The organism is Flavobacterium sp. N1994, from assembly GCF_025947145.1.
Lineage (GTDB): Bacteria > Bacteroidota > Bacteroidia > Flavobacteriales > Flavobacteriaceae > Flavobacterium.
Map to the genome: position 1 here is coordinate 2,431,818 of NZ_CP109999.1, position 25,242 is coordinate 2,457,059.

Consider the following 25,242-nt stretch of genomic DNA (forward strand, 5'->3'; position numbering starts at 1 on the left):
AATTTATAATTTGTACTATTCCCATTCTAAGGCTTTCTTCTTGATAATGTAGAAGAAACCAACTAAAAGCAATAACATAAAAATAACCATCTTTATCATGCCGTCAACTCCTAAAGCTTTGAAATTAATAGCCCAAGGATAAAGGAAAATCACCTCTACATCAAAAAGCACAAAAAGTATAGCTACTAGGAAATATTTTACAGAAAAAGGAATCCTTGCATTTCCAACAGATTCTATACCACATTCAAAATTGATGTCTTTGTTTTTAGAGTGTCTTTTTGGCCCTAAAAAACTAGAACCGATAATAGTTAAGACCACAAATCCGACTGCTAAACCTGCCTGCATAAGGATTGGTAAATAATCTAATTGATTAGACTGCATATTGGGTATTTTTAGAAGTAATTAAAATAGGCACAAATATACATCGCATTATTTAATTCGCAAAAATCAAGCGATAAACGTTTGCCAATTATCCTTGTAAAACATTTATTTAAACTGATTTTAAATAGTGTGATTAGGGTATAAAAAAACGTCCCGAAATTTTCGGGACGTTAAGTCATTTTAGGTAATCAAAAAATAATATATATTAGTCTTCGATAGCTACTACTTGAGCCGCTACTTTACCTTTTCTACCTTCTTCTTCTTCGTAAGATACTTTGTCTCCTTCGTTTAAACCTTCGGTTTTAACTCCAGTAGCATGTACGAAAATGTCTTTTCCAGTTTCATCATCTGTGATAAAACCATAACCTTTAGACTCGTTGAAAAATTTTACTGTTCCTGTGCGCATTTTGTAAAAAAAAATAATTAATAATGCTCAAAGATATATTTTATTGCGACATAACAAGCATTTCAGACACAAATTATTATAAAAATGTTAAAATTTTATTTTTTTTATAAAATATTGATAGATAAATACTTGCGACATTTTAAATTAAAGCATAAAAAAAGCAACTGTTTTTAACTATTTAAACAATTGCTTCTTAAAATTATGTGAATTTGATATAAATTACTTCAAATCCAATTGGATATATAATTCTTTTAATTGTGCATCGTCAATGGCTGATGGCGCATCAATCATAACATCTCTACCTGAATTGTTTTTTGGGAAAGCGATAAAATCACGAATCGTTTCTTGTCCACCAAGGATAGCCACTAATCGGTCCAATCCAAAAGCTAAGCCACCATGAGGAGGCGCACCAAACTGAAAGGCATTCATCAAGAAACCAAATTGAGCTTCCGCTTGTTCTGGACTAAATCCTAAAAGGGAGAACATTCGGCTTTGTAATTCTTTATCGTGTATACGAATAGAACCACCACCAATTTCATTTCCATTCAGTACCATATCATAAGCATTGGCTCGAACTTTTCCTGGTTCTGTTGCAATGAGTTCCATATCTTCTGGTTTAGGAGAGGTAAACGGATGATGCATCGCATGATAACGTCCACTTTCTTCATCCCATTCTAATAAAGGAAAATCAACTACCCATAATGGGGCAAATTCCTCTGGTTTTCTTAATCCTAATCTAGTAGCCACTTCCATTCTCAAAGCAGAAAGCTGAGTTCTTGTTTTGTTAGCTGGACCAGAAAGCACAAAAATCATATCACCAGCTTTAGCATTAGTAGCCTCCGCCCATTTTTTCAAATCATCTTGGTCGTAGAATTTATCTACAGAAGATTTAAAAGTGCCATCTTCTTCACATTTTACATACACCATTCCTGAAGCACCAACTTGAGGGCGTTTTACCCAATCAATCAAAGCATCGATTTCTTTTCTGGTATATGAAGCACAACCCAGAGCTGCAATTCCAACTACTAATTCGGCCGAATTGAAAACACCAAAATCTTTATGTTGAGCTACTCCATTTAATTCACCAAACTTCATCTCAAAACGAATATCTGGTTTGTCATTGCCATAGGTCTTCATAGCATAATCATAAGTCATTCTTGGAAATTCTGCTACGTCTATCCCTTTTATTTCTTTTAATAAATGTCTGGTCAATCCTTCAAAAACATTTAAAATATCTTCCTGCTCCACAAAAGCCATTTCACAATCAATTTGAGTAAACTCTGGTTGTCTGTCAGCACGTAAATCTTCGTCACGGAAACATTTTACAATCTGAAAATATTTGTCCATGCCACCTACCATCAATAATTGCTTGAAAGTTTGAGGGGATTGTGGCAAAGCATAAAACTGTCCTTGATTCATTCTACTAGGCACCACGAAATCTCGAGCACCTTCTGGAGTTGACTTGATTAAATAAGGGGTTTCCACTTCGCAAAAATCTAAATCAGATAAATATTTGCGGACTTCCATAGCCACTTTGTGACGGAAAAGTAAAGAGTTTTTCACCGGATTTCTTCGTATATCTAAGTAACGGTATTTCATTCTGATGTCTTCCCCACCATCGGTCTCATCTTCAATAGTAAAAGGAGGTAGGATAGACGAATTTAATAAAGTCAATTCGGTTACCAAAATCTCCACATCTCCCGTAGTCATATTGGCATTTTTCGACTCACGCTCAATAACAGTTCCTTTTACTTGAATTACAAATTCTCTTCCTAAAGATTTTGCTTTGTCAAATACAGCTTTATCAGTTCTTTGTTCGTCAAATATTAATTGGGTAACACCATAACGGTCACGCAAATCCACCCAAACCATAAATCCTTTATCACGCGATTTTTGAACCCAACCTGCCAGCGTTACTTCCTTATTGATGTGTGAGGCGTTTAACTCGCCACAATTATGACTTCTATACATTAGAATAAAATTTTTGCAAAAGTAAAAACAAAAATCAAATTAACGAGGAATTCTTTGCTCCAAATTAGCAACGAAAAATTGTGTTAAAATTAAAGTTGGAATAGAATAATAAAGTACTTTTGGATTCATCAATTTAATGTTTATTTATTATGAAGACTCTATTTTCGCTATTGTTTGCAATAGTTTTTACCACCATTAGTTTCTCACAAGAGAAAATTTTATTTCACGGAAAAATTGCCAATAGGAATGGCGATGTGATTTATATTAAAGACAATAAAACGATTGTTAAAGAAATAAAATTAAATAAAGAAGGTGCTTTTAATGATTCTTTTGAGACTAAAGCAGGAATGTATCAAATGTTTGACGGAGTAGAATATGCCGAGCTTTATTTAAAACCAGGCTATGATTTAGATTTAAAAATGGATGCGGCCCAGTTTGATGAGTCTATTGTTTTTTCTGGAAACGGTGCAAAAGAAAACAATTATTTAGCCCAAAGCACTTTGCTAGATGCTAAAATAAATTTTGAAGCCTTATTAAAATCAAATGAGCAAGATTTTATGAAGCAAACCAACGAAATGAAAGCCGCTGATGTAGCTCGTTTAGAAAAAGCAAAGTTAGATCCTGGTTTTGTAGCGTTACAAAAACAAGAAGGGGAAGCAAAAATAGGGGAGTTGCAACAATATTATACGATGACGCAAGCCAACAAGAAATTAAATAATGCCGTAGCTCCAAATTTCAATTATGAAAATCACGATGGTAGTAAAACATCCTTAGAAAGTTTAAAAGGTAAATACGTTTACATAGATGTTTGGGCAACTTGGTGTGGTCCTTGTCGTGGTGAAATTCCGTTTTTACAAAAAGTAGAAGAGAAATATAAAGGAAAAAACATCGCCTTTGTTAGCATTTCTGTTGATGTAGATAAAGATCACGATAAATGGAAAGCATTTGTTACAGATAAAGGACTAGGGGGTATTCAATTGTTTGCTGATAAAAATTGGACCTCTGATTTTATCAAATCCTTCAATATAAATTCAATTCCTAGATTTATTTTAATCGATCCAAAAGGAAATGTACTCGATGCTGATGCAGCCAGACCTTCAAATCCTAAATTAAGCGAACAATTAGATAGCTTACTCCAATAAATCACTAATCATTATAAAAAAGGAGCTCCATTGAGGCTCCTTTTTTTATTTAAACCAGTAGCATTAGCTAGTTTTAATTTATCAAAATGAATAAGATACTTGTAAGCTAGAGTACCATAATTTATAAAAATTGACCTGTAATTTATAAAGTAGCCTGCGTAATTTATAAAACTCCACTTGTAATTTATAAAACTCTACTTGTAATTTATAAAACTCCACTTGTAACTTTTAATTGTATAGGATACAGTTGCAATAAAAAAGGGAACTCAATTGGAGTTCCCTTTTTAGTAAAGTGTTTTTACAACGCTCTTCTATCTCTTAACCAATATTTAGTTCGTTTCACTAAGAAGAACATTACGGGCACCATCACCAAAGTTAATATGGTGGCATAAGTCAACCCGAAGATGATAGTCCATGCCAATGGCGACCAGAAAATAACATTATCTCCTCCCATATACAAATGCGGATTCAAATCAGTAATCAATCCGAAGAAGTCAAAGTTTAACCCAATCGCTAACGGAATCAATCCCAAAACGGCGGTTAAAGCAGTTAACAGAACTGGACGTAAACGTGATTTCCCACTTTCTATGATGACTTCTTTTATTTCGTCAAGCGATAAGTCATTGTGTGATTCTACATCTTTATCCGCTACTTTTTTATCCAAAAGCAACACAAAGAAATCCATCAATACAATTCCGTTCTTCACCACAATTCCCGCCAAGGAAATAATTCCCATCATGGTCATCAATACCACAAAGTCCATTCCGGCAATGACATAGCCATAGAATACTCCACTAAAACTCAGTAATACCGTAAACAAAATCACAACGGTTTTAGAAACCGAATTAAATTGTAACACAATAATCACGGTAATTCCGGCCAAGGCTAAGAATAAGGCATAAAATAAGAAACTTTGATTTTTACCTTGTTCTTCTTGCACTCCAGAAAACGAATACGAAACGGCTTTTGGCATTTGGTACCCTTTCAATTCGGTGGCAATCTGTTTGGTAATTTGGTCTCCATTATAACCCGTCAATACATTCGAATAAATAGTCAAGATGCGTTTGAAGTTCTTTCTTTTAATTTGGTTATAAGTGTTTACTTTATCCGTTTTAGAAACAGCCGAAATAGGCACTTGAACGATTTGACCATTAGATTGGTTCCTGAAAGTTAACGATTGATTGAAAAGAATGTTTTCATCTTTACGTTGATCTTCTTGCATTCTCATGACAATATTGTAATCGTCATCACCTTCTTTATAAGTCGAAATTTCCTGACCATAAACCGAACGACGCAAATTGAATCCTAATTGTCCGGTAGAAACGCCAACACTTCCAGCATTAACTCTATCTACTTTAACTTCAAGCTCCGGACTTTCTTTATTCACATCCACATTTAATCTTTCAATACCAGGAATGTTTTTCGAATTTACGAAAGCAATCATCTTATCAGCTTCTTTCAACATCACATCATAGTCAACGCCAACATCACCAGTTAACTGAATACTAATAGGATAACCAGCAGGCGGACCATTAGCGTCTTTCTCTACGGTAACTTTGGCACCTGCAATTCCTTTTACCTTAGCTCTAATTTCTTCTAAAACATCAGAAGTATTAACGCCTCTTCTGAATTTGAATTCAGAAAAATTGACAGTAACTTTCCCTTTAAATGGGGTTTCAGAAGAATTCCCAGCATCAACATTTGGATTCCCAGCGCCAATACCTACTTGCGAAACAATACTTTCAGCCAAGAAATTTTCATTGGTTTTAGGATCAACATATTTCTTCAAAATGGTGATAACTTGTTTTTCTACAAATTTGGTAGCCTTGTTAGTCTTTTCAATATCGGTACCTTGAGGATATTCGATATAAGTAATGACTTGTTTTGGGATATTGTCTGGGAAAAACAATACTTTTCTTGGGAAGATGCCCAATAAAATGAAAGAGAAAAACAACATTCCAATAATGGTGGCCAAGGCGAGCCAAGCGTTTCTTCCAGTTAAAATTTTGGATAAAAAGCTTTGGTATTTTTTCTCCATTCTCGGGAAGAAACTATGTTGGAAATCTTGGGTCCATTGGTACAATTTGATTTTGTACAACCACATTAATCCCAACGAAATTATAGCCAAATGCCCAATAGCTCTAGCAAATTTGGAATCATAAATATTACCAAGGGTTACAAATATCACAGCCACAATGGTAAAAATTATAGAATACGTTTTAGCCGATTTCTTAGTGACATTTTTATCTTCAATATCCATAGAACCACCGGTCATAGCAGCATTTACAACCATCGCTACGAATAGCGAAGCACTCAAGGTTATTGTCAATGTAATAGGGAAATATTTCATGAATTTACCCATAGTTCCAGGCCAAAGCGCAAAGGGTAAAAAGGCCATTAAGGTAGTTGCTGTTGAAGAAATAACAGGCCATGCAATTTCGCCAATACCAACTTTAGAAGCTTGAATTCTTGGCATTCCTTTCTTCATGTTGGCAAATACATTATCGACCACCACAATTCCGTCGTCAACAAGCATTCCTAATCCCATTACTAATCCGAAAAGCACCATCGTGTTCAAGGTTAAACCAAAGGCAGAAAGAATCGTAAAAGCCATCATCATCGATAAAGGAATGGCAGCTCCTACGAATAAAGAGTTTCTTAATCCCATAGTAAACATCAGTACAATCATCACCAGAACAATCCCAAAAATGATATGGTTTGATAACTCATTAACTTGATGTTCTACTCGAGAAGATTGGTCGTTGGTCAGTTTTAGAGATAGGTCTTTTGGTAAATAATGTTCTTGTGCCAATTTTAGTTTTTCCTTCACTTGCTCAATGGCAGAAATCATATTTTGACCCGAACGTTTTTTTACGTTTAGCATGACCACTTCTGTTCCTTTTTCACGAGCATAAGTTGTTTTTTCTTTCTCTTTGAAGGAAACCGTAGCAATATCTTTTAAGTAAACGGTGCCGCCATTGTGTTTTACAATGACGTTTTCAAGTTCTTTAGGGTCTTTAATTTCACCCACTATTCGGATGTTATTTCGCGAACCTTGTGAAGTTAAGTTCCCACCAGAAAGGGTCATATTCTCATACTTAACAGCATTTTGAATATCGTCAAATGAAACTTGTGCTGCAGTCATTTTAAATATATCCACAGCGATTTCTACTTCTTTGTCATCCACACCAAGGATATCTACTTTCTTAACTTCTGGAATTTCCTCAATGTCATCTTGCAACTTTTTACCATAATCTTTCAACTGTTGTGTGGTATAATTTCCTTGCATGTTGATATTCAAAATAGGCACTTCTTCCGAAATATTCAATTCAAAAACATTCGGTTCTACTTTACTTCCATTGTCTAGATTAGGCCAATCAGTATCAGCTTTTACAATGTCAACTTTGTCTTTGATTCTAATTTTAGCTTCCTCAATAGAAACTTTATCATCAAACTCAACGACAATCATTCCGTAATCTTGAAACGAACTAGCGGTTACTTTTCCAACACCACTGATGTTTTTGATTTCTTTTTCGAGAGGTTTTATAATCAATTTTTCCACATCTTCTGGTGAATTTCCAGGAAAAACAGAAGAGATGTATACTTTATTTTCGATGATTTCAGGGAAATCTTCACGGGGCATCGTCGTATAGGCAATTACACCAGTAATGACGATTAAAAGAGTCAAGATATAGACGGTGACACGATTGTCAACTGCCCAACTTGATATGCTGAATTCTTTATTTTGGTGACTCATTGTTTTAAGTTATGAGTTATAAGTTATGAGTTATAAGTTAAAGATTGAGATAACCTAAAACTTAGAGACTAGAACTTACAACGGATTTAGAAATTAAGTTTCATTCCTTCTGAAATGGTATTCACTCCTTCAGACACAATAACATCTTTTGCTGACAAACCGCTTAAAATTTCAGTTACATTATCAGAAGATTTCCCAATAGTAACAACCACTTTTTTAGCAGTTCCTGTTTTTCCATTACTTCCTTCAACAGTGTAAACATAGTGGTCGCCTTTCCCATCTTCCTGAATTACATTCGTTGGAACCACAATGGCATCTTTGCTGGTATAATCTGTGATTTTAAGTTTAGCAACTTGGTTTGGACGCAATAAATTATCAGGATTTGGAATACTAACTTCTATACCAAAAGTTCGGTTGTTTGGATTGACAAAGTTTCCAATTTGACGTACTTTTCCTTTATAAGTCTTTCCTAATGAAGTTAAATAAACATCTACCATATCACCAACTTTTAGTTTCCCAATATAGGTTTCAGGAATGCTGGTTGAAACGTACATGTTTCCTAAATTTACAATTCGCATCAAACCAGTAGCGCTTGGTGCCACAACCTGACCTTTTTCTGCGAAAACTTCATCAATGCTTCCGTTAAATGGAGCACGAATAACGGTTTTTGCTAATTGTGCTTGGATTTGTGCCACTGCTTTTTGAGCAGAAATCATTTGGGTTTGTGCTTGTAAAAACTGAATTTCAGAACCAATCTTTTTATCCCAAAGATTTTTTTGTCTGTCAAAAGTTGTTTTTGCCAAAGCGTATTGATTTTGTGCATTAGCTAGTTGTTGACTCATTCCGCCATCATCCACTCTTCCTAAAATTTGCCCTTTCGAAACTCGGTCACCCGCTTTAACGGTCAATGAAGTTAATGTCCCACTGAATTCTGGTTGCACCAAAATATTTTCTTTAGTGTTTACATTTCCTTGAATATCTAGATAGTGATTAAAAACAGTGTCTTTAACTGTCAAGACAGAAACCAAAGCTTCTTCTTTTTTCACATCCAAAGTGGCTAATGCCTCTTCGATTTTGGTAATGTCAGCTTGGAGTGCTGTTTTCTTTTCATTTAATGCCTTTACGTTTTTGGCACTAATTAAATCATCAATGTTTTCCGTTTTTGCTCCTTTGGAACAAGACAATAAAAACAATGAAAGTGCGAATAGGTATAGTAATTTTTTCATTTGTAATAGGTTAGTTTTTATTTAATATTTTTTCGAGAGTTGCTTTTTTATTGATAATATTTACCATCGATTGTAAATAGTTTTGTTGTGCGGTATACAATTGTCTTTGAGCCTCACTAAAGTCAAAGCTTGAGGATAAACCTTCGGTAAACTTGATTTCTTGTTTTTTCTCTATACGTTCGGCTAATCTCAAATTACTTTTTGAAGTGGCATATTCTTCGATGCTAAAGTCATACTCACTTTTGGCTTTTTCGTATTCTAATTTTAATTGTTGCTCGGTTTGAGTAAGCAGGGTTTTAGCTTGGTCTAAAGCAATTTTAGCTTGTTGCGTTTTAGCATGTCTTCCAAAGCTGCTAAAAATAGGTACGTTCAGATTCAGTCCAAGACCAGAATAGTTATACCATTTTTGATCTTGTGAGAAAAGTTGAAACTGATTGTTAAAGGCATTGTATCCAAAGTTAACACTAGCAGATAATGATGGTAATGCTTTGCTTTTTTGCAATTTCAACTCTAATGAACGTTGCTCAGTAAAGTTGGTAGCCATTTGATAATTAATATTGTTGGTTACAGCAAATTCTCCTTGGCTAAAAGCCAAATCTAAATTGGATGTCGTCAAGTTGTCTAATTTATCGGTCAGTGTCAAATCATCATTGATGTCCATTCCTAAGGCGAACTTTAGCATTTTGAGCGCTACATCCTGAAGTCTTTTAGCATTATTCAGATTGCTATTTACAGAGGCTAATGTGATTTGCAATTGCTCTACATTTTCTTCTTCAATCAAACCGTTTTTATACGTTTCTTGGGTGTCGTTCAATGTTTTAGAAAGTGTTGCTTTATTTTTTTCAAGAATAGAGATGCTTTCTTGAGCTAATAAAACGTTTCCATACGCATTGATAACCATCTCCTTGATTTCAGAATTGGTTTTTTGTTTGGCATTTTCATAGTATTTCAAATAGGTTTTAGAGGCCTGTAGTGCTACAATATAGGAACCGTCAAAAATCAATTGACTCAATCTCAAACTAGCATCCATAGAATTGAAATTTCCAAATTCAAGCGTATTAGTTTGTCCGTTTACTGTGAATTGGTTTTGCTGTATTTTGAAATTATTGCTATAATTTACTACTCCGTTTATTTGTGGGAGTCCTGCAGCTGTGGTTTCCCATTTTTTTTGCTTAGCCGAAGCAATGTCTCTATCAGCATTGATAGCAGAATAACTGTTTTGCAGCGCATGATCTATCGCCTGTTGCAAGGTAAAGGAATAGGTTTGTTTTTTTTCTTGTGCTTGTAAAATACTCACAAACAAGAGAAGGGTTAGTATTAGATTGTTTTTCATTTTGATGATTATTGATTATTGTTTTTAAGTAATTGTTCTAAAACAGCAATGCCTTTTTCTGTTGCAATGCCGCGTAAATGATATTCCAGATAAGTTTCTTGAACTTCTTTGGTGCTGAATTGTATTGGGTTAAAAAGTTCGGCATCTTTAATGCTAGTCATACCAGCAAAATAGAAACGAGCAATTAATTCCATATGAATGTCTTCTCGAAACAATCCTTGCTCAATCCCTTTTTTCAAGTTATCTATAACACAATCGCCCATTTTGTCAAACTGACGCGACATCAAGGTTTTGTGTATTTGTGGATAGTATTTTTGCAACTGATAAATAGGGGAAGTACTTTCATTTTTCAAATTCTGCATCACAAAGTCTTTAATAGAAAAAAGTTCTTCGATGGGATTTTGATTTAAGGTAATGATCTCATCTATACCACAAGAAATGGTTTCAAACAAATGCATCGTTACGGCTTCTACCAAATCATTCTTGTTTTCAAAATGCTGGTAAATGGTCTTTTTTGAAATCCCCATTCTTGATGCAATATCATCCATAGTAACACTTTTGAATCCCAGTGTTAAATACATTTCGGTTGCTCTCTCAATTATTTTATTGTCCATGACTTATATTATAATGAAATACCGCCTGAAGCTTCAATTCTTTGTCCTGTAATCCAGTAGCCATCTTTAGAGCATAAGAAAGCCACAATTCCCCCAATGTCATTGGCTTCTCCAACTCTTCCTAAGGCGGTCATACTAGCTAAACGATCTTTAATTTGCGGATTATTTCTAATAGTTGCATTGTTAAAATCGGTTTCAATAGGTCCCGGAGCGATAACATTAGCAGTAATTCCTCTCGGTCCTACCTCTTTGGCTAAATATTTAGTAAAGGTCTCAACGGCTCCTTTCATAGAAGCATAAATAGAATATCCAGGATTACAAAAACGAGTTGTTCCGCTAGATAAATTAATGATACTGCCACCGTCGTTAAGCAATGGCAATGCTTTTTGGGTTAAGAAATACACACTTTTAAAATGAATATTCATCAAGATGTCAAAATCTTCTTCGGTAGCATCTAAGTAGGCAATTGTTGCACCTACACCTGCGTTATTAATCAAAAAATCAAAGGAATTTCTTTGCCACTTTTCATTTAAAACATCCGAAACAGTGTTTAAAAAACCATCTAAACTACCTATGTTGTTTACATTTAATTGTAAAGCAACTGCTTGTTGACCCATGTCTTCAATTGCTTTTACTACCAATGCCGCTTCTTCTTTTTGAGTGTTGTATGTCAGGATTACATCGTGACCACTTCCTGCTAGACGCAAAGCCATGTTCTTTCCTAGTCCTCTACTGCCTCCAGTAACTAAAGCAATTTTTTTGCTCATCTTTGTTGTATTGTATTAAAAATATGGCGCAAATGTAAGACGGAAACTTTTAACACAAAAATAGTTTCCTAAGTTTTTACAATTATTTAACATTTAATTATCGTTTGATAAATTCGCTTTTTCCTTTACTTTAGCAAAAAATAACCGCATGCAAGGCATTACATTCTATCAAGACATTATTTCTTCACACTTCAAAACGTTAGCACTCGATAAAGAACCTCTCAATCTTTATAACCCTATTGAGTATATTTTATCTCTTGGCGGGAAAAGATTGAGACCAGTTTTGACCTTAATGGCAACTGAAGTTTTTGATGCTGATTATAAAAAAGCATTAGACGCTGCCACAGCCGTTGAGGTTTTTCATAATTTCTCCTTGATTCATGATGACATTATGGATGATGCGCCACTAAGAAGAGGAAGCGAAACGGTACATGAAAAGTGGAACATCAATACCGGAATCCTCTCAGGGGATGCAATGCTCATTTTGGCCTACCAATATTTTGAAAGTTACGAACCGGCCATTTTTAGTCAGTTAGCCAAATTATTTAGCAAAACAGCTTTGGAAGTATGCGAAGGACAACAATATGATGTTGATTTTGAAACACGTGATGATGTAACGATTGCCGAATATTTGAAAATGATTGAATATAAAACAGCCGTTTTGGTTGGTGCTGCAATGAAAATGGGAGCTATAGTGGCTCAAACTTCACAAGAAAATGCGAATGCTATTTATGATTTTGGATTGAATTTAGGGTTGGCGTTCCAGTTACAAGATGATTATTTAGATGCTTTTGGAGATCCAGAAACCTTCGGAAAACAAGTGGGTGGTGATATTATAGAAAATAAAAAAACCTACTTATATTTGAAAGCAATGGAATTTGCTAATGCTGATGAAAAAGAGCAGTTACACCATTTGTTTTCCATTCAGCCGAATGATAATACGGATAAAATTAACTCTGTAAAAGAGATTTTTAATCAAACTGGAGCATCAGAGGCTACTCAAAAGGCCATAGAAAATTATACCTTTAAAGCATTAGAAACTTTAGAAAAAATGAATATTACTACAGATAAAAAAGCAATCTTGAAAGCCTTTGGAGAAAAATTAATGAATAGAAAAGTCTAATGTTTGTAGCACCAACATCAACAGATCTTTTACTTTCGGAAGCCGAAAAAGAGAATCTGTATTCCAAACTAATTGAGCAAATCAATAAGGATTTTAACTTAGCTAACGAAGGCATTGATTTTCCTCAAAGCACAACACCTAATGAACTTAAGGTGCAATTACACGAAAAAATATACCGACTAATTCAGTACAAATACGCCGAATTACTCAATCTGCTATACATTATTGATGTTCCCGAAGATAACGTCAAACAGTTAGATGGTGCTGACACTGTAGTGCTTTCCGAACAAATTGCATTTTTGGTTTTAAAACGAGAATGGATGAAAGTTTGGTTTAGGAATAACTACTAAAAAAACACCCTTACAAAGGGCATAAAAGCACTGCCATAAATTTCTTTGTCTTTATCAAAAAGCACATTAATTCTACCTCCAATAGTAACATTATCTTGTCGGTAACCGCCACCAAGATACAAGCCCGTGTTCCAAAAACTTCGTTTAAGCGTACCTCCCATGTCCGTGTATTGATTGTTGACATTCACTTCTTCTAATTCTACGGAAAGCTGAATCTCTTCCATTGGACTGAACAATCCAATTAAACTGCCCCCATAAACATTAGAAGAATAATAATTTTTTTGTTTCAATTTGCTGTATTGTAAGCTAGTGCCAAAAGCAAAATGTTCATTAAAATTATAAATAGCACTTGGCGCAATGGTGATATCGGTATAATCGTTACTGATAGATAATCCTAATCCACCACCAAATTGTACATGTTCCCAAAAAGCGCCAGTTTTAGCTTTGGGCATAGTTTTTTCTTGAGCTGAAATAACAAATGGGAATCCAAATAGTATAATTAACAATAGTAGTTTTGTTAGTGTTTTGATACCATTTTTTTGCATAGCAAAATATATATTTAATTAGCGATATAAATGTATTAAAAACATTGAAAGATTATCACAAATATCATACTTTTGCATCTGATTTTTTAATACAAAGACTATTTACTCATAACATATGGATAGGTTTTCCTTTTTAAACGCAGCACATACTGAATTTTTCGCCGATTTATACGACCAATATCTTCAAAATCCCGATAGTGTAGAACCAAGCTGGAGAGCCTTTTTTCAAGGTTTTGACTTTGGTTTCACCACTTATGGAGAAGAGAATTACGCCGATCATCAAGTGCAACAATTGGCTACTTATGCTGCCAATGTTCCTCAAAACGGACAAGTTTCTGATACCCTTCAAAAAGAATTTAATGTATTAAAGCTAATTGACGGCTACAGAACACGTGGACATTTATTTACTGAAACAAATCCAGTTCGTACTAGAAGACAATCTACACCTACTTTAGGCTTAGAAAATTTCGGGTTGTCCTCTGCCGATATGAATACGGTTTTTGATGCCGCTAAGGTTTTAGGACAAAAGCCATCCACTCTTAAAGAAATATTGAATCATCTGAAAAACGTGTATTGCCAACACATTGGTATCGAATACATGTATATGAGAAATCCACAAATCATTCAATGGATTCAAGATAAATTAAACATCAATGATAATCTTCCCAACTTCGACAACGACCAAAAGAAACATATCTTAGGAAAGTTGAACGAAGCGGTTTCGTTTGAGAACTTTTTACATACCAAATATGTAGGTCAAAAACGATTCTCATTAGAAGGAGGAGAAAGTATTATTCCAGCCTTAGACGCTTTAATTGAAGCCGCTGCTGAAAAAGGAGTAGAGCAATTCGTTATGGGTATGGCACACAGAGGAAGGCTAAATATCCTTGCCAATATTTTCGGAAAAGCAACTCAAGATATCTTCTCTGAATTTGACGGAAAAGATTATGACAAGGAATACTTTGATGGCGATGTTAAATACCACTTAGGATTAACCGCAGAAAGAACTACAAAATCAGGAAAAAAAATAAACTTGAATTTAGCACCCAATCCATCTCACTTGGAAACCGTTGGTGCCGTTATTGAAGGAATCACTCGTGCCAAACAAGACAAATATTTCCCAGACGATTTCTCAAAAGTATTGCCTATTGCCGTTCACGGGGATGCTGCAGTTGCTGGACAGGGAATTGTTTATGAAATTGTACAAATGGCACAATTGGACGGATACAAAACTGGAGGAACTATTCATATTGTAATTAACAACCAAGTTGGATTCACCACTAATTATTTAGATGCTCGTTCGTCAACGTATTGTACCGATGTGGCTAAAGTGACTTTGTCTCCAGTACTTCATGTGAATTCTGATGATGCAGAAGCGGTGGTTCATGCCATGCTTTTCGCCTTAGATTTCAGAATGCAATTCGGACGCGATGTCTTCATCGATTTGTTAGGCTATAGAAAATATGGTCACAATGAAGGAGATGAGCCTCGTTTTACACAACCCGTTTTATACAAACTGATTGCCAAACATCAAAATCCGAGAGAGATATACGCCGAGAAATTAATTGCTTCAGGAATAGTGGATGCCGCCTATTTGACTAAAATAGAAAACGATTACAAAGAACAACTAGATGAAAATCTACAAGAGTCTCGTAAAAAAGATTTGACGATTATCAAACCCTTCATGCAAGACGAGTGGCAAGGATATGTTCAGGTTTCCGATGATGAAATGTTGAAAAAAGTAGACACGACTTTCGACAAAAACAAATTAGACGAAATCATCGTTTCCGTATCAACATTGCCTTCAGATAAGAAATTCATCAGCAAAATAACCAAAATTGTTACTGATAGAAAAACCATGTATGACAATGATGTCATTGATTGGGGAACGGCAGAAACCTTAGCTTATGGGTCATTGTTGACCGAAGGCTATGATATACGTGTCTCAGGACAAGATGTGGAAAGAGGAACTTTCTCTCACCGTCATGCCGTAGTAAAAGTAGAAGACAGTGAAGAAGAAGTAATTCTTTTAAACACGGTAAAAGATAAAAAAGGGAAGTTCAATATTTTTAATTCCTTCCTTTCAGAATATGGCGTTTTAGGATTTGACTATGGCTATGCTTTAGCCAATCCGAATGCTTTAACCATTTGGGAAGCTCAGTTTGGAGATTTCTCTAATGGAGCCCAAATTATGATTGACCAATACATTTCGTGCGGGGAAGACAAATGGAACAACCAAAACGGTATCGTTCTCTTGTTGCCTCACGGATATGAAGGACAAGGAGCGGAGCACTCTTCGGCTCGTATGGAAAGATATTTGCAATTGTGTGCTCGTCACAACATGTTTGTCGCCGATTGTACTACACCAGCCAATTTCTTCCACTTGTTGCGTCGCCAAATGAAAACCAAATTCCGCAAACCATTGGTAGTGTTTACTCCAAAAAGTTTGTTGCGTCACCCATTGTGTGTTTCTACTCGCGAGGAATTATACAACGGCAGTTTCCAAGAAGTAATTGACGATACTATCGATAAGAAAAAAGTAAAAACTTTGGTGTTCTGTACAGGGAAATTCTATTACGATATCTTAGCCGAAAGACTAAATTCAGGTAGAGATGATGTAGCTTTGGTTCGTATTGAGCAGTTATTCCCGTTACCAATAGAGCAGTTGAAAGCCGTGATTGCGACTTATCCAAATGCTGATGATTTTGTTTGGGCACAGGAAGAACCAAAAAACATGGGGGCTTACAGTTATATGCTAATGAATTTCAATGTAGTGAAATGGAGATTAGCTTCATTAAAAGCCTACGCAGCACCAGCAGCAGGAAGCAGTACTCGTGACAGACGCCGCCATGCCGATGCTATTAAAATGGTATTTGATAAAAATTTATTTCAATAATTTGGAGCTATTTCCCGCTTTCCGTTGCAATCTCTTCGAGGATTTCCACTACAATCGGGGCTAGAAAAAGATAAATAAGAACAACACTATAAAATTATAAAAGATGATTTTAGAAATGAAAGTCCCTTCACCGGGAGAATCGATAAAAGAAGTTGAAATTGCTACTTGGTTAGTAAAAGACGGCGATTATGTAGAAAAAGACCAAGCCATCGCTGAGGTGGATTCGGATAAAGCTACTTTGGAATTACCAGCAGAAGCCAGTGGAATTATCACATTAAAAGCAGAAGAAGGTGATGCAGTAGTAGTAGGCGCGGTAGTTTGTTTAATCGACACTAGTGCGGCTAAACCAACAGGAAGCGCTCCTGCAGCAGATGTAAAACCTGCAGCAGTTGAGGCTCCAAAAGCAGAAGCTCCAAAAGCAGCTCCAGTGGCGACTACTACTTACGCTTCACAAACGCCATCACCAGCAGCCAGAAAAATATTAGACGAAAAAAATATTGATCCGGCAACCGTTACAGGAACTGGAAGAGATGGAAGAATTACTAAAGAAGACGCAGTAAAAGGAGTACCTTCCATGGGAACACCAATTGGAGGAACTCGTGGTTCTGAAAGAACAAAATTATCGATGTTACGTCGCAAAGTAGCAGAAAGATTAGTAGCGGCTAAAAACGAAACGGCTATGTTAACTACTTTTAATGAAGTAGATATGACCGCCATTTATGCTTTACGCGAACAATACAAAGAAGAATTCAAAACCAAACACGGATTAGGATTAGGCTTTATGTCGTTCTTTACTAAAGCGGTTACTCGTGCATTACAATTATACCCAGATGTAAACTCCATGATTGATGGACAAGAGAAAATTTCATATAACTTCTGTGATATCTCTGTAGCTGTTTCTGGACCAAAAGGATTAATGGTTCCTGTAGTTCGATTTGCAGAAACGTTAACTTTCCGCGGAGTTGAAGCTGAGATTAAACGTTTAGCAATCCGTGCTCGTGACGGACAAATCACGGTTGATGAAATGACAGGAGGAACCTTTACTATTTCTAATGGAGGGGTTTTCGGAAGTATGTTATCTACACCAATCATCAATCCACCACAATCTGGAATTTTAGGGATGCATAATGTGGTAGAAAGAGCCGTGGTTAAAAACGGACAAATCGTTATTGCTCCAGTAATGTTTGTAGCCTTATCATACGACCATAGAATCATTGACGGACGTGAGTCTGTAGGTTTCTTAGTGGCGGTAAAAGAAGCATTAGAAAACCCAGTAGCAATTTTAATGGATAATGATCCTAAGAAAGCTTTAGAACTTTAAAGTTTTTTCCGTCTCGGATGAGGCGCCTATATATGTAAAATCCCGCTTAGTTTTATAAGCGGGATTTTTAGTTTGTATATATTATGGAAGAGCATTTATGGCGGCTGTCAATTGCTCTTGAGTACCTACTGTGGTTTCACTCAGAGTAAAATTATAGACTTCACCAGCAGAAATTGTAACAGCTTTTATGGCATATCTAAAATGCCCATTATCTTCAGTAGCAAATATAATATGGCACGCTAATCCAATGGGAATCTGTCCATAATGTTCGGTAAAAAGCCCCGTGGTAGTATCGTAAGTGTCTAATTTGGCTAATGCATTTCCTTTTCCATCATAATGTAAATAAATGGCAGAGTTTTGATCAGTATAACCATTTGGAACAGAAGCTAAAATAGTCGTTTTTGGACCAGTGTAGTTATAAAAACAATCTACATTGGTCCAACCAAAAGTGCCAACATAGGCATAATAAATAGAAAATCCATTTCCGGTTGCTATTTGTCCTTGTCCCAGCTCCACACCATTTGCTCCTGCTGGGTTGTTGTTTTCATTCGGTACCCATACAGAATCGTTTTCAGTCTTGTTCCACAAAGTCATATTAGGATTTCCGCCATTATCTCCATCTGTTAAATTGGTTGGGATTCCCAATGTTATTGTTCCTTGTAATTCTAATTGTTGTCCATTTTTAGTGGCATTAATATAAAATTCTCCACCAGAAAGCAACAAAGAATGATTACCGTCAGGCATTTTTCCCATAGTGTGTTTACCAGTAACTAACATGTTGCCACCGTCAAAAATTTCAATATATTCGATGTCAATGGTTCCTGTTACAGGATTTCCGTTTAAGGATAAGGCAATGGCACTAAAAGATATTTGAACTCCTTTGGAAGATGTAAAACTGGCATAACCATCTGCAGTATTAAATTGGAAATGTTGGGTAAGAGAGTTAAGAGCATCCGTTTTTAGTTTGTTAAATTTAATAGCGGTTGGAAGGCTATTCCCATTATCGGAACTGCTGCAGCTAATAGTAATAATGATTAAAATTAAAGCTGTTAAAAAAGGGAAAACTGCTTTTTTTAAGTTGAAAGAGTTGGTTGTGTTTTTCATACGATTTTTTTTGAAAGAGTGCTTTATTGTTAAATGGTTGCGTCTGTATGAGTAAAACGTTAAAAACTTGAATTTAGTATCAAATAGTTTTTTTAAATATGTTTTCCGTTAATTTGTGTTACAGTTTTTAGGTATGAAGCAAAATCAAAAACAAGCAGCGATAGGATTTATTTTTATCACTATGCTTATCGATATTACGGGTTGGGGTATTATTATCCCAGTGATTCCAAAATTAATCAAAGAACTCATTCATGGCGACATTAGTGAAGCGGCAAAGTATGGAGGTTGGTTGACTTTTGCGTATGCTATAACTCAGTTTATCTGTGCTCCTTTGATTGGGAATTTGAGTGATAAATTTGGACGACGCCCCATCATCTTGATTTCGCTTTTTGCTTTTGCCCTAGATTATCTTTTACTAGCCTTTTCGCCAACGATTGCTTGGTTATTTCTAGGAAGAATTATTGCAGGCTTAACGGGCGCGAGTATCACAACAGCCTCGGCCTACATTGCTGATGTAAGTACCCCTGAAAACCGAGCCAAAAACTTTGGAATGATTGGAGCTGCTTTTGGTTTAGGCTTTATTATAGGACCTGTAATTGGAGGGCTTTTAGGCCAATATGGTTCCCGTGTTCCGTTTTATGCGGCTGCCATTTTGTGTATGTTGAATTTTCTTTATGGTTATTTTATTTTGCCAGAATCCCTAGACAAAGAAAACAGAAGGGACTTTGAATGGAAGCGAGCCAATCCCATAACTGCTTTCTTAAGATTAAAAAAATACCCTTCTTTATTGGGTTTGATTTTAGCTATTTTCCTTTTGTATGTTGGTTCTCATGCTGTGCATAGCAACTGGAGTTTTTTTACCATGTATCGTTTCCATTGGGATGAAAAAATGGTGGGGATATCGCTTGGGGCAGTCGGACTTTTAGTAGGCATTGTTCAAGGAGGATTAATTCGATGGACTAGCCCAAGATTAGGGAATGAAAAGAGTATCTATATCGGCTTAATGCTTTATACTGTTGGGATGTTGCTTTTTGCTTTTGCCACAGAAAGTTGGATGATGTTTGTTTTTTTAATACCGTATTGTCTAGGAGGAATTGCTGGTCCGGCATTACAAGCTACCGTTTCATCGAAAGTCCCAGCAAATGAGCAAGGTGAAATTCAAGGAACTATGGCGAGTTTGATGAGTGCTTCGGCGATTATTGGTCCGCCGATGATGACTAACACCTTTTACTTTTTTACGCACAAAGAAGCACCATTCCAATTTGCTGGCGCACCATTTGTTTTAGGAAGTTTTTTGATGTTATTGAGTACGATTTTGGCCTTTTATTCTTTGAAAAAACATTTTACTTCAAATACAAACAGTGATTAGAATAATCAATAATTGCTTTTCCTTCTAACAAAACATCAGCACCAATAATACCATGAACGGGCTTGGCTTTGTATTGTTGTAAAGCTTGATTCACATGCCCCATATCAAAAATAACCAAATGGAATTCTTCTGTTTTCCAACGACCAATTTTCAAAGAATTGTTTTTGGCTAATTGGGTATACATTCCAGTGGCACCAGCACCAGCAGCTTTGGTCTTAGACTTTCCTGCTTTTAAATCAAATTTTTCAATACCTTCAAAACCAACACAACTATTGGAAGCTCCAGTATCTAAAATAAAATTTCCAGTAACGCTATTAATAGTAGCTTTGATAAGCAAATGTTGTGTTTTCGACACCTTGAAGTTTATTTTCTTGTACTTTTCTTTTTTCAGTACTTCTTGCAGGTTTTTCATAAAAGTGAAATGATGTCAAATGTAATTCAAAAATCGATAGCAAACTTTGTAACTTTGCGGCTTTGAAAAACACTATGATTTTTACCGATACACATACCCATCTATATTCCGAGGAATTTGATCAAGATAGAACTGAAATGATTCAGCGTGCTATTAAGGATGGAGTCTCCCGTTTTTTTGTGCCGTCAATTGATTCGAATTACACTCAGAAGATGTATGATTTGGAAGCGCAATTTCCAGAAAATATTTTTTTAATGATGGGCTTACATCCCTGCTATGTGAAAGAAAATTATAAGGAAGAACTAGCTCATGTTGAAACGGAATTATCCAAAAAGAAGTTCTACGCTATAGGTGAAATTGGTATCGATTTGTACTGGGATAAAACCACGTTAAAAATCCAACAAGAAGCTTTTCAATATCAAATACAATTAGCCAAAAAATATCAGTTAGGTATCAATATTCATTGTCGTGAGGCGTTTGATGAAGTTTTCGAGGTTTTAGAAAGCGAACGAGCTGCTGATTTATTCGGAATCTTTCATTGTTTTTCAGGTGATTTCGGTCAAGCCAAAAGAGCCATTGATTTGAATATGAAGTTGGGAATAGGAGGAGTGGCCACTTTTAAAAACGGAAAAATAGATCAGTTTTTAAACGAAATCGATTTGCAACATATTGTTCTTGAAACCGATTCGCCTTATTTAGCCCCTGTTCCTTATCGCGGTAAGCGAAATGAAAGCAGTTATACTAAATTGGTTGCCGAAAAATTAGCACAGATTTATCAATTGCCAATAGAAGAAATTGCTCGAATCACGACCGAAAATTCTAAACAAGTTTTCGGGATTTAACCTAAAATGTAACAAAAAGTGACTTTTTTTTTGTTCATTTGTTCCAGCTAAATTGTAAGCCAAGATGCAAAGATTTGATTCTATTCGACCGTATTATGATGCCGAAGTCAATGAAGCTATTCACTCAGCGGTAAATCATCCGATGATGAAGGCGTTGATGAGCTTTACTTTCCCAGATGTGGATGAAGAAGTTTGGAAAAACCAACTTAAAAAAACACATTCGATTCGCGATTTTCAATGTAATTTTATTTACCAAGCCGTTCAAAAAGTCTTGGAAAAAAGCTCGGAAGGATTGACCACTTCAGGTTTTGAAAAGCTGCAAAAAAACACGGCTTATCTTTTTATTTCTAATCATAGAGATATCATTTTAGACACCTCATTACTAAACGTTGCCTTGTTTGATCACGGATTAGTAATGACAGCTTCGGCCATTGGAGATAATTTGGTTAAAAAATCGTTTCTAAAAACGCTTTCAAAACTGAATAGAAATTTTTTGGTACTTCGAGGTTTGCCTCCCAGAGAATTACTGGTAAGTTCAAAATTAATGTCCGAATATATTGGTCAGTTATTACTAAGAGAAAATCGTTCGGTTTGGATAGCTCAACGTGAAGGAAGAACCAAGGATGGTAATGATGCTACTCATTCAGGCGTTTTAAAAATGCTAGCTATGGGTTCGGATGAAGTGAATTTGATGGATTATTTTAAGAAAATAAAAATAGTTCCTGTTTCCATTTCTTATGAATATGACCCGACAGATGCTTTGAAAATGCCACAGTTAATAGCTGAAGCAAATGATGAGATTTACATCAAAGAGAAAAATGAAGATTTCGTTACGCTTTTAAGCGGAATCATTGGTCAAAAGAAAAGAATCCATATTCATGTAGGTGATATTTTAGACAAAGAATTAGATAAAATCACACAAGAATTTGACAATTCCAATAAACAAATTCAAGCTTTGGCTCAAGCCATTGATGATTCTATTTTACAGAGTTATAAATTGTGGCCCACTAACTATATTGCTTACGATTTATTACATAAAACGGATAAGTACAAAGACTTTTACACCGAAAACGAAAAGTCGTTATTTGAGCGTCGATTAGAGATGAAAATTGATGAAACTAATCCGCAAATGGTAGAAAGCTTTTTAGCGATGTATGCCAATCCAGTAGTGAATAAATCAAAATACTAACATGCAATCTAAGCCTAACATATTGCTGATTTATACTGGTGGAACCATTGGTATGATTAAGGATTTTGAGACGGGCGAATTGAAAGCATTCAACTTTAAAAAACTATTACAAAAGATTCCAGAACTCAAGCATTTGGATTGTAATATCGAAACGATTTCTTTTAAAAAACCTATAGATTCCTCGAATATAAACCTAGAGAAATGGGTTGAAATTGCTGAAATTATAGAAGAAAGATATACTAACTTTGATGGATTTGTAGTGCTTCACGGTTCAGACACGATGTCTTATTCCGCATCAGCATTGAGTTTTATGTTGGAGAATTTAAATAAACCAGTGGTCTTTACAGGTTCACAATTACCTATTGGAGATTTAAGAACGGATGCCAAAGAAAACTTGATAACCGCCATTCAAATTGCTTCATTGCAACAAAAAGGGAAGTCGGTAATTCAGGAAGTTTGCTTGTATTTTGAATATAAATTATACCGCGGCAATAGAACTACAAAAATTAATGCAGAACATTTTAAAGCTTTTGCCTCACCAAATTATCCTGAGTTGGCCGAGTCTGGCGTGCATTTGAATGTCAATAGTACTTTGGTTTTACAAAAACAATCCAATAAAAGATTAGTCGTTCACAAAGAGATGGACAACAATGTAGTGATAATAAAAATATTTCCGGGCATTAATGAATCTGTCTTATCGTCTATCATTGCTATTCCAAATCTGAAGGGGATTATTCTGGAAACTTATGGTTCAGGAAATGCACCTACAGAAGAATGGTTTGTCAATACCTTAAAAAAAGCCATCAAAAAGGGTTTGTATATTATCAATGTTACCCAATGCTCAGGTGGAAGTGTCAATATGGGACAATACGAAACCAGTTCGCAACTTAAAAAAATTGGAGTAATTTCTGGAAAAGATATCACTACGGAAGCTGCCATTACTAAGTTGATGTATTTGTTAGGACAAAATGTAGCACCAGCAGTTTTCAAAACGATTTTTGAAACCTCTCTTCGAGGAGAAATGCATTAACAAAATACAGACTAACCTTTTTTTACTGAAAAATTTTGTTGTTCTTTGCAACACAATTAGAGAGGTGTCCGAGTGGTTGAAGGAGCAAGCCTGGAAAGTTTGTATATGGGTAACTGTATCGTGGGTTCGAATCCCATCCTCTCTGCTTTTCTTTCTAAAAATAGTTTTATGCGAATAGGTCTTTTCATCATAATTTTTTTTAGTTCTATTCCCACTTTTGCTCAGGAAAAAGAAATTAATTTTGATGCTATCGATTCGTTGTATAGAGAAGATCAATTTTATCTGAACATCACTTATAATGCCCTTCAAAGACGTCCTTCAGAAATAGCACAGAATAAGCTTTCACCAGGTTTTGCAGGTGGTTTTTTAAGAGACATGCCCATCAATAAATCTAGAACCGTTTCCATTGCTGCAGGGTTAGGTTATTCATTGGCCATTTACAGTCAAAATTTAGGAATTTCTAATGTCGATGGAACGAATACATACCAAGCCTTAGATCCCAATGTTTACTATTCTAAAAACAAAATATCTTTTCATTACATAGATTTACCAATAGAATTCAGATGGCGTAATTCTACTCCAGATAGTCATATTTTTTGGAGGGTTTATTCAGGATTTAAGTTGAGTTATCTTTTTTATGATGAGTATAAATCGGTATCTTCAAACGCAACGGTTACCCAATCCCATAACAAAGATCTTAATCCACTTCAATATGGTGTTTATCTAACTTTTGGTTGGAACACTTGGAATTTTTATTTCTATTATGGATTAAATCCATTGTTTAAATCGTCGGCAAAAATGGATGGTGAATCCATTAATATGAATACGACTAATTTTGGTTTAATGTTTTACATTTTATAGCCAAAAAAACAGCAACGTTGTTTGTGGAATAATGCCACACAAAAACCCAATTAACAATTCTTTATTTGTATGCGCCTTCATCACCAATCGTGAGGAAGCCACTATGCCATTCATAATCACAAAAAAAGCAACCAAATTAATAGAGTTGATTTGATTGTGAATACTCAGTCCAATGATAAAAACAGTTAATGAACTAATTCCAATCATGTGAATGCTGGCTTTGACTTTTACATATAACAATAAAAAAGCAAAAATGGTACTTAGTAATCCAGCCACAAAAAAGAAATATAAGCTTGGAAATCGATCTACAGTAATACTTTTTTCTATTAAAACAGCAAATAAAACCATTTGCAATAACAACGGAATTTTTCGGTGCGCTATATCTGAAAGCATTACATTTTCAATTTTTCCAAAGGTTCTTAAAAGATAGAAAAATGCAATCGGGAGTAAAAAAGTAACAATAATGATTTGCAGAAATAGAATCAGGTATTGTGGTAAAGTGAAATATTTTTCATCAAATAGCACATAGAATATAGTTCCTAAAAGTGGAATGAAAATAGGATGGAAGAGGTACGAAAAAAAAGGGAGGATTTTTTTCAAAAT

The 25,242-nt window shown here is 35.2% G+C and carries 22 protein-coding genes and 1 tRNA gene; 11 read left to right on the forward strand and 12 right to left on the reverse strand.

Going from position 1 to position 25,242, the window contains the following annotated elements; genetic code table 11:
* Positions 1–15: 15 nt before the first annotated feature.
* The 3 genes from OLM53_RS10825 to aspS form a co-directional block, all read right to left on the reverse strand.
* Complete coding sequence (locus tag OLM53_RS10825) at positions 16–381, reverse strand: NADH-quinone oxidoreductase subunit A (protein WP_264520251.1); 366 nt, start codon at positions 379–381, stop codon at positions 16–18.
* A gap of 205 nt (positions 382–586) precedes the next feature.
* Positions 587–787 carry a cold-shock protein gene (locus OLM53_RS10830; protein WP_162126695.1) on the reverse strand — a complete coding sequence of 67 codons (201 nt, stop codon included), beginning with the start codon at positions 785–787 and terminating at the stop codon, positions 587–589.
* A gap of 219 nt (positions 788–1,006) precedes the next feature.
* Positions 1,007–2,758, reverse strand: coding sequence for an aspartate--tRNA ligase (gene aspS, locus OLM53_RS10835; RefSeq protein WP_264520252.1), 1,752 nt, complete (start codon positions 2,756–2,758; stop codon positions 1,007–1,009).
* A gap of 149 nt (positions 2,759–2,907) precedes the next feature.
* Here aspS and OLM53_RS10840 point away from each other — a divergent pair, with 149 nt between their 5' ends.
* Positions 2,908–3,900: a TlpA family protein disulfide reductase gene (locus OLM53_RS10840; RefSeq protein WP_264520253.1), complete on the forward strand. Its 993-nt coding sequence runs from the start codon at positions 2,908–2,910 to the stop codon at positions 3,898–3,900.
* Positions 3,901–4,198: 298 nt separating this feature from the next.
* Here the strand turns inward: OLM53_RS10840 and OLM53_RS10845 are convergent, their stop codons facing one another.
* From OLM53_RS10845 to OLM53_RS10865, 5 genes are all read right to left on the reverse strand, one after another.
* Positions 4,199–7,657, reverse strand: coding sequence for an efflux RND transporter permease subunit (locus tag OLM53_RS10845; RefSeq protein WP_264520254.1), 3,459 nt, complete (start codon positions 7,655–7,657; stop codon positions 4,199–4,201).
* Positions 7,658–7,743: 86 nt separating this feature from the next.
* A complete protein-coding gene (locus OLM53_RS10850) occupies positions 7,744–8,883 on the reverse strand; it encodes an efflux RND transporter periplasmic adaptor subunit (protein WP_264520255.1) in 1,140 nt (379 codons plus the stop codon).
* Positions 8,884–8,893: 10 nt separating this feature from the next.
* Positions 8,894–10,216, reverse strand: a complete 1,323-nt coding sequence (locus OLM53_RS10855) for a TolC family protein (RefSeq protein ID WP_264520256.1) — start codon at positions 10,214–10,216, stop codon at positions 8,894–8,896.
* Positions 10,217–10,224: 8 nt separating this feature from the next.
* Complete coding sequence (locus OLM53_RS10860; protein WP_264520257.1) at positions 10,225–10,830, reverse strand: TetR/AcrR family transcriptional regulator; 606 nt, start codon at positions 10,828–10,830, stop codon at positions 10,225–10,227.
* 8 nt (positions 10,831–10,838) lie between these two features.
* Positions 10,839–11,597 carry an SDR family NAD(P)-dependent oxidoreductase gene (locus OLM53_RS10865; protein WP_264520258.1) on the reverse strand — a complete coding sequence of 253 codons (759 nt, stop codon included), beginning with the start codon at positions 11,595–11,597 and terminating at the stop codon, positions 10,839–10,841.
* Between the two features lie 148 nt (positions 11,598–11,745).
* On the opposite strand from OLM53_RS10865, the gene OLM53_RS10870 reads away from it, so the two are divergent.
* Entirely contained in the window at positions 11,746–12,720 is a 975-nt protein-coding gene (locus OLM53_RS10870) for a polyprenyl synthetase family protein (protein WP_264520259.1), read from the forward strand.
* On the forward strand, positions 12,720–13,070 hold the full coding sequence (locus OLM53_RS10875) for a hypothetical protein (protein WP_264520260.1): 351 nt from the start codon (positions 12,720–12,722) through the stop codon (positions 13,068–13,070). The genes OLM53_RS10870 and OLM53_RS10875 overlap by 1 nt, the downstream gene beginning before the upstream one ends.
* Here OLM53_RS10875 and OLM53_RS10880 read toward each other — a convergent pair.
* Positions 13,067–13,615, reverse strand: coding sequence for a hypothetical protein (locus OLM53_RS10880; RefSeq protein WP_264520261.1), 549 nt, complete (start codon positions 13,613–13,615; stop codon positions 13,067–13,069). The two genes, OLM53_RS10875 and OLM53_RS10880, sit on opposite strands and share 4 nt — an antisense overlap.
* A 115-nt stretch (positions 13,616–13,730) precedes the next feature.
* On the opposite strand from OLM53_RS10880, the gene OLM53_RS10885 reads away from it, so the two are divergent.
* A complete protein-coding gene (locus tag OLM53_RS10885; RefSeq protein WP_264520262.1) occupies positions 13,731–16,511 on the forward strand; it encodes a 2-oxoglutarate dehydrogenase E1 component in 2,781 nt (926 codons plus the stop codon).
* Positions 16,512–16,614: 103 nt separating this feature from the next.
* Positions 16,615–17,832, forward strand: a complete 1,218-nt coding sequence (odhB, locus tag OLM53_RS10890) for a 2-oxoglutarate dehydrogenase complex dihydrolipoyllysine-residue succinyltransferase (protein ID WP_264520263.1) — start codon at positions 16,615–16,617, stop codon at positions 17,830–17,832.
* Positions 17,833–17,913: 81 nt separating this feature from the next.
* On the opposite strand, the gene OLM53_RS10895 is transcribed toward odhB, so the two are convergent.
* Positions 17,914–18,936 carry a hypothetical protein gene (locus OLM53_RS10895; protein WP_264520264.1) on the reverse strand — a complete coding sequence of 341 codons (1,023 nt, stop codon included), beginning with the start codon at positions 18,934–18,936 and terminating at the stop codon, positions 17,914–17,916.
* Positions 18,937–19,069: 133 nt separating this feature from the next.
* Here OLM53_RS10895 and OLM53_RS10900 point away from each other — a divergent pair, with 133 nt between their 5' ends.
* Positions 19,070–20,305 (forward strand): TCR/Tet family MFS transporter, encoded by a 1,236-nt coding sequence (locus tag OLM53_RS10900; protein WP_264520265.1) that lies wholly within the window; start codon positions 19,070–19,072, stop codon positions 20,303–20,305.
* Here OLM53_RS10900 and OLM53_RS10905 read toward each other — a convergent pair.
* The gene (locus tag OLM53_RS10905; protein WP_264520266.1) at positions 20,280–20,717 is read right to left on the reverse strand and encodes a retropepsin-like aspartic protease; all 438 of its coding nucleotides are present in this window, start codon (positions 20,715–20,717) and stop codon (positions 20,280–20,282) included. The two genes, OLM53_RS10900 and OLM53_RS10905, sit on opposite strands and share 26 nt — an antisense overlap.
* 74 nt (positions 20,718–20,791) lie before the next feature.
* Here OLM53_RS10905 and OLM53_RS10910 point away from each other — a divergent pair, with 74 nt between their 5' ends.
* The 5 genes from OLM53_RS10910 to OLM53_RS10930 all read left to right on the forward strand — a co-directional run bounded on the left by OLM53_RS10910 (position 20,792) and on the right by OLM53_RS10930 (position 24,639).
* Complete coding sequence (locus tag OLM53_RS10910) at positions 20,792–21,559, forward strand: TatD family hydrolase (RefSeq protein WP_264520267.1); 768 nt, start codon at positions 20,792–20,794, stop codon at positions 21,557–21,559.
* A 64-nt stretch (positions 21,560–21,623) separates the two neighbouring features.
* Entirely contained in the window at positions 21,624–22,748 is a 1,125-nt protein-coding gene (locus tag OLM53_RS10915) for a 1-acyl-sn-glycerol-3-phosphate acyltransferase (protein ID WP_264520268.1), read from the forward strand.
* A gap of 1 nt (position 22,749) precedes the next feature.
* Complete coding sequence (locus OLM53_RS10920) at positions 22,750–23,778, forward strand: asparaginase (protein ID WP_264520269.1); 1,029 nt, start codon at positions 22,750–22,752, stop codon at positions 23,776–23,778.
* A gap of 58 nt (positions 23,779–23,836) precedes the next feature.
* A tRNA-Ser gene (locus tag OLM53_RS10925) sits at positions 23,837–23,923 on the forward strand.
* A gap of 23 nt (positions 23,924–23,946) precedes the next feature.
* Positions 23,947–24,639: a porin family protein gene (locus tag OLM53_RS10930; protein WP_264520270.1), complete on the forward strand. Its 693-nt coding sequence runs from the start codon at positions 23,947–23,949 to the stop codon at positions 24,637–24,639.
* Here OLM53_RS10930 and OLM53_RS10935 read toward each other — a convergent pair.
* The gene (locus OLM53_RS10935; RefSeq protein ID WP_264520271.1) at positions 24,634–25,239 is read right to left on the reverse strand and encodes a hypothetical protein; all 606 of its coding nucleotides are present in this window, start codon (positions 25,237–25,239) and stop codon (positions 24,634–24,636) included. The genes OLM53_RS10930 and OLM53_RS10935 overlap by 6 nt on opposite strands.
* Positions 25,240–25,242 lie beyond the last annotated feature (3 nt).

What these genes read in the sequence shown, in the direction of transcription:
- OLM53_RS10825 (WP_264520251.1), bottom strand. Translation starts at nt 381, where the DNA reads ATGCAGTCTAATCAATTAGATTATTTACCAATCCTTATGCAGGCAGGT.
- OLM53_RS10830 (WP_162126695.1), bottom strand. Translation starts at nt 787, where the DNA reads ATGCGCACAGGAACAGTAAAATTTTTCAACGAGTCTAAAGGTTATGGT.
- aspS (WP_264520252.1), bottom strand. Translation starts at nt 2,758, where the DNA reads ATGTATAGAAGTCATAATTGTGGCGAGTTAAACGCCTCACACATCAAT.
- OLM53_RS10840 (WP_264520253.1), top strand. Translation starts at nt 2,908, where the DNA reads ATGAAGACTCTATTTTCGCTATTGTTTGCAATAGTTTTTACCACCATT.
- OLM53_RS10845 (WP_264520254.1), bottom strand. Translation starts at nt 7,657, where the DNA reads ATGAGTCACCAAAATAAAGAATTCAGCATATCAAGTTGGGCAGTTGAC.
- OLM53_RS10850 (WP_264520255.1), bottom strand. Translation starts at nt 8,883, where the DNA reads ATGAAAAAATTACTATACCTATTCGCACTTTCATTGTTTTTATTGTCT.
- OLM53_RS10855 (WP_264520256.1), bottom strand. Translation starts at nt 10,216, where the DNA reads ATGAAAAACAATCTAATACTAACCCTTCTCTTGTTTGTGAGTATTTTA.
- OLM53_RS10860 (WP_264520257.1), bottom strand. Translation starts at nt 10,830, where the DNA reads ATGGACAATAAAATAATTGAGAGAGCAACCGAAATGTATTTAACACTG.
- OLM53_RS10865 (WP_264520258.1), bottom strand. Translation starts at nt 11,597, where the DNA reads ATGAGCAAAAAAATTGCTTTAGTTACTGGAGGCAGTAGAGGACTAGGA.
- OLM53_RS10870 (WP_264520259.1), top strand. Translation starts at nt 11,746, where the DNA reads ATGCAAGGCATTACATTCTATCAAGACATTATTTCTTCACACTTCAAA.
- OLM53_RS10875 (WP_264520260.1), top strand. Translation starts at nt 12,720, where the DNA reads ATGTTTGTAGCACCAACATCAACAGATCTTTTACTTTCGGAAGCCGAA.
- OLM53_RS10880 (WP_264520261.1), bottom strand. Translation starts at nt 13,615, where the DNA reads ATGCAAAAAAATGGTATCAAAACACTAACAAAACTACTATTGTTAATT.
- OLM53_RS10885 (WP_264520262.1), top strand. Translation starts at nt 13,731, where the DNA reads ATGGATAGGTTTTCCTTTTTAAACGCAGCACATACTGAATTTTTCGCC.
- odhB (WP_264520263.1), top strand. Translation starts at nt 16,615, where the DNA reads ATGATTTTAGAAATGAAAGTCCCTTCACCGGGAGAATCGATAAAAGAA.
- OLM53_RS10895 (WP_264520264.1), bottom strand. Translation starts at nt 18,936, where the DNA reads ATGAAAAACACAACCAACTCTTTCAACTTAAAAAAAGCAGTTTTCCCT.
- OLM53_RS10900 (WP_264520265.1), top strand. Translation starts at nt 19,070, where the DNA reads ATGAAGCAAAATCAAAAACAAGCAGCGATAGGATTTATTTTTATCACT.
- OLM53_RS10905 (WP_264520266.1), bottom strand. Translation starts at nt 20,717, where the DNA reads ATGAAAAACCTGCAAGAAGTACTGAAAAAAGAAAAGTACAAGAAAATA.
- OLM53_RS10910 (WP_264520267.1), top strand. Translation starts at nt 20,792, where the DNA reads ATGATTTTTACCGATACACATACCCATCTATATTCCGAGGAATTTGAT.
- OLM53_RS10915 (WP_264520268.1), top strand. Translation starts at nt 21,624, where the DNA reads ATGCAAAGATTTGATTCTATTCGACCGTATTATGATGCCGAAGTCAAT.
- OLM53_RS10920 (WP_264520269.1), top strand. Translation starts at nt 22,750, where the DNA reads ATGCAATCTAAGCCTAACATATTGCTGATTTATACTGGTGGAACCATT.
- OLM53_RS10930 (WP_264520270.1), top strand. Translation starts at nt 23,947, where the DNA reads ATGCGAATAGGTCTTTTCATCATAATTTTTTTTAGTTCTATTCCCACT.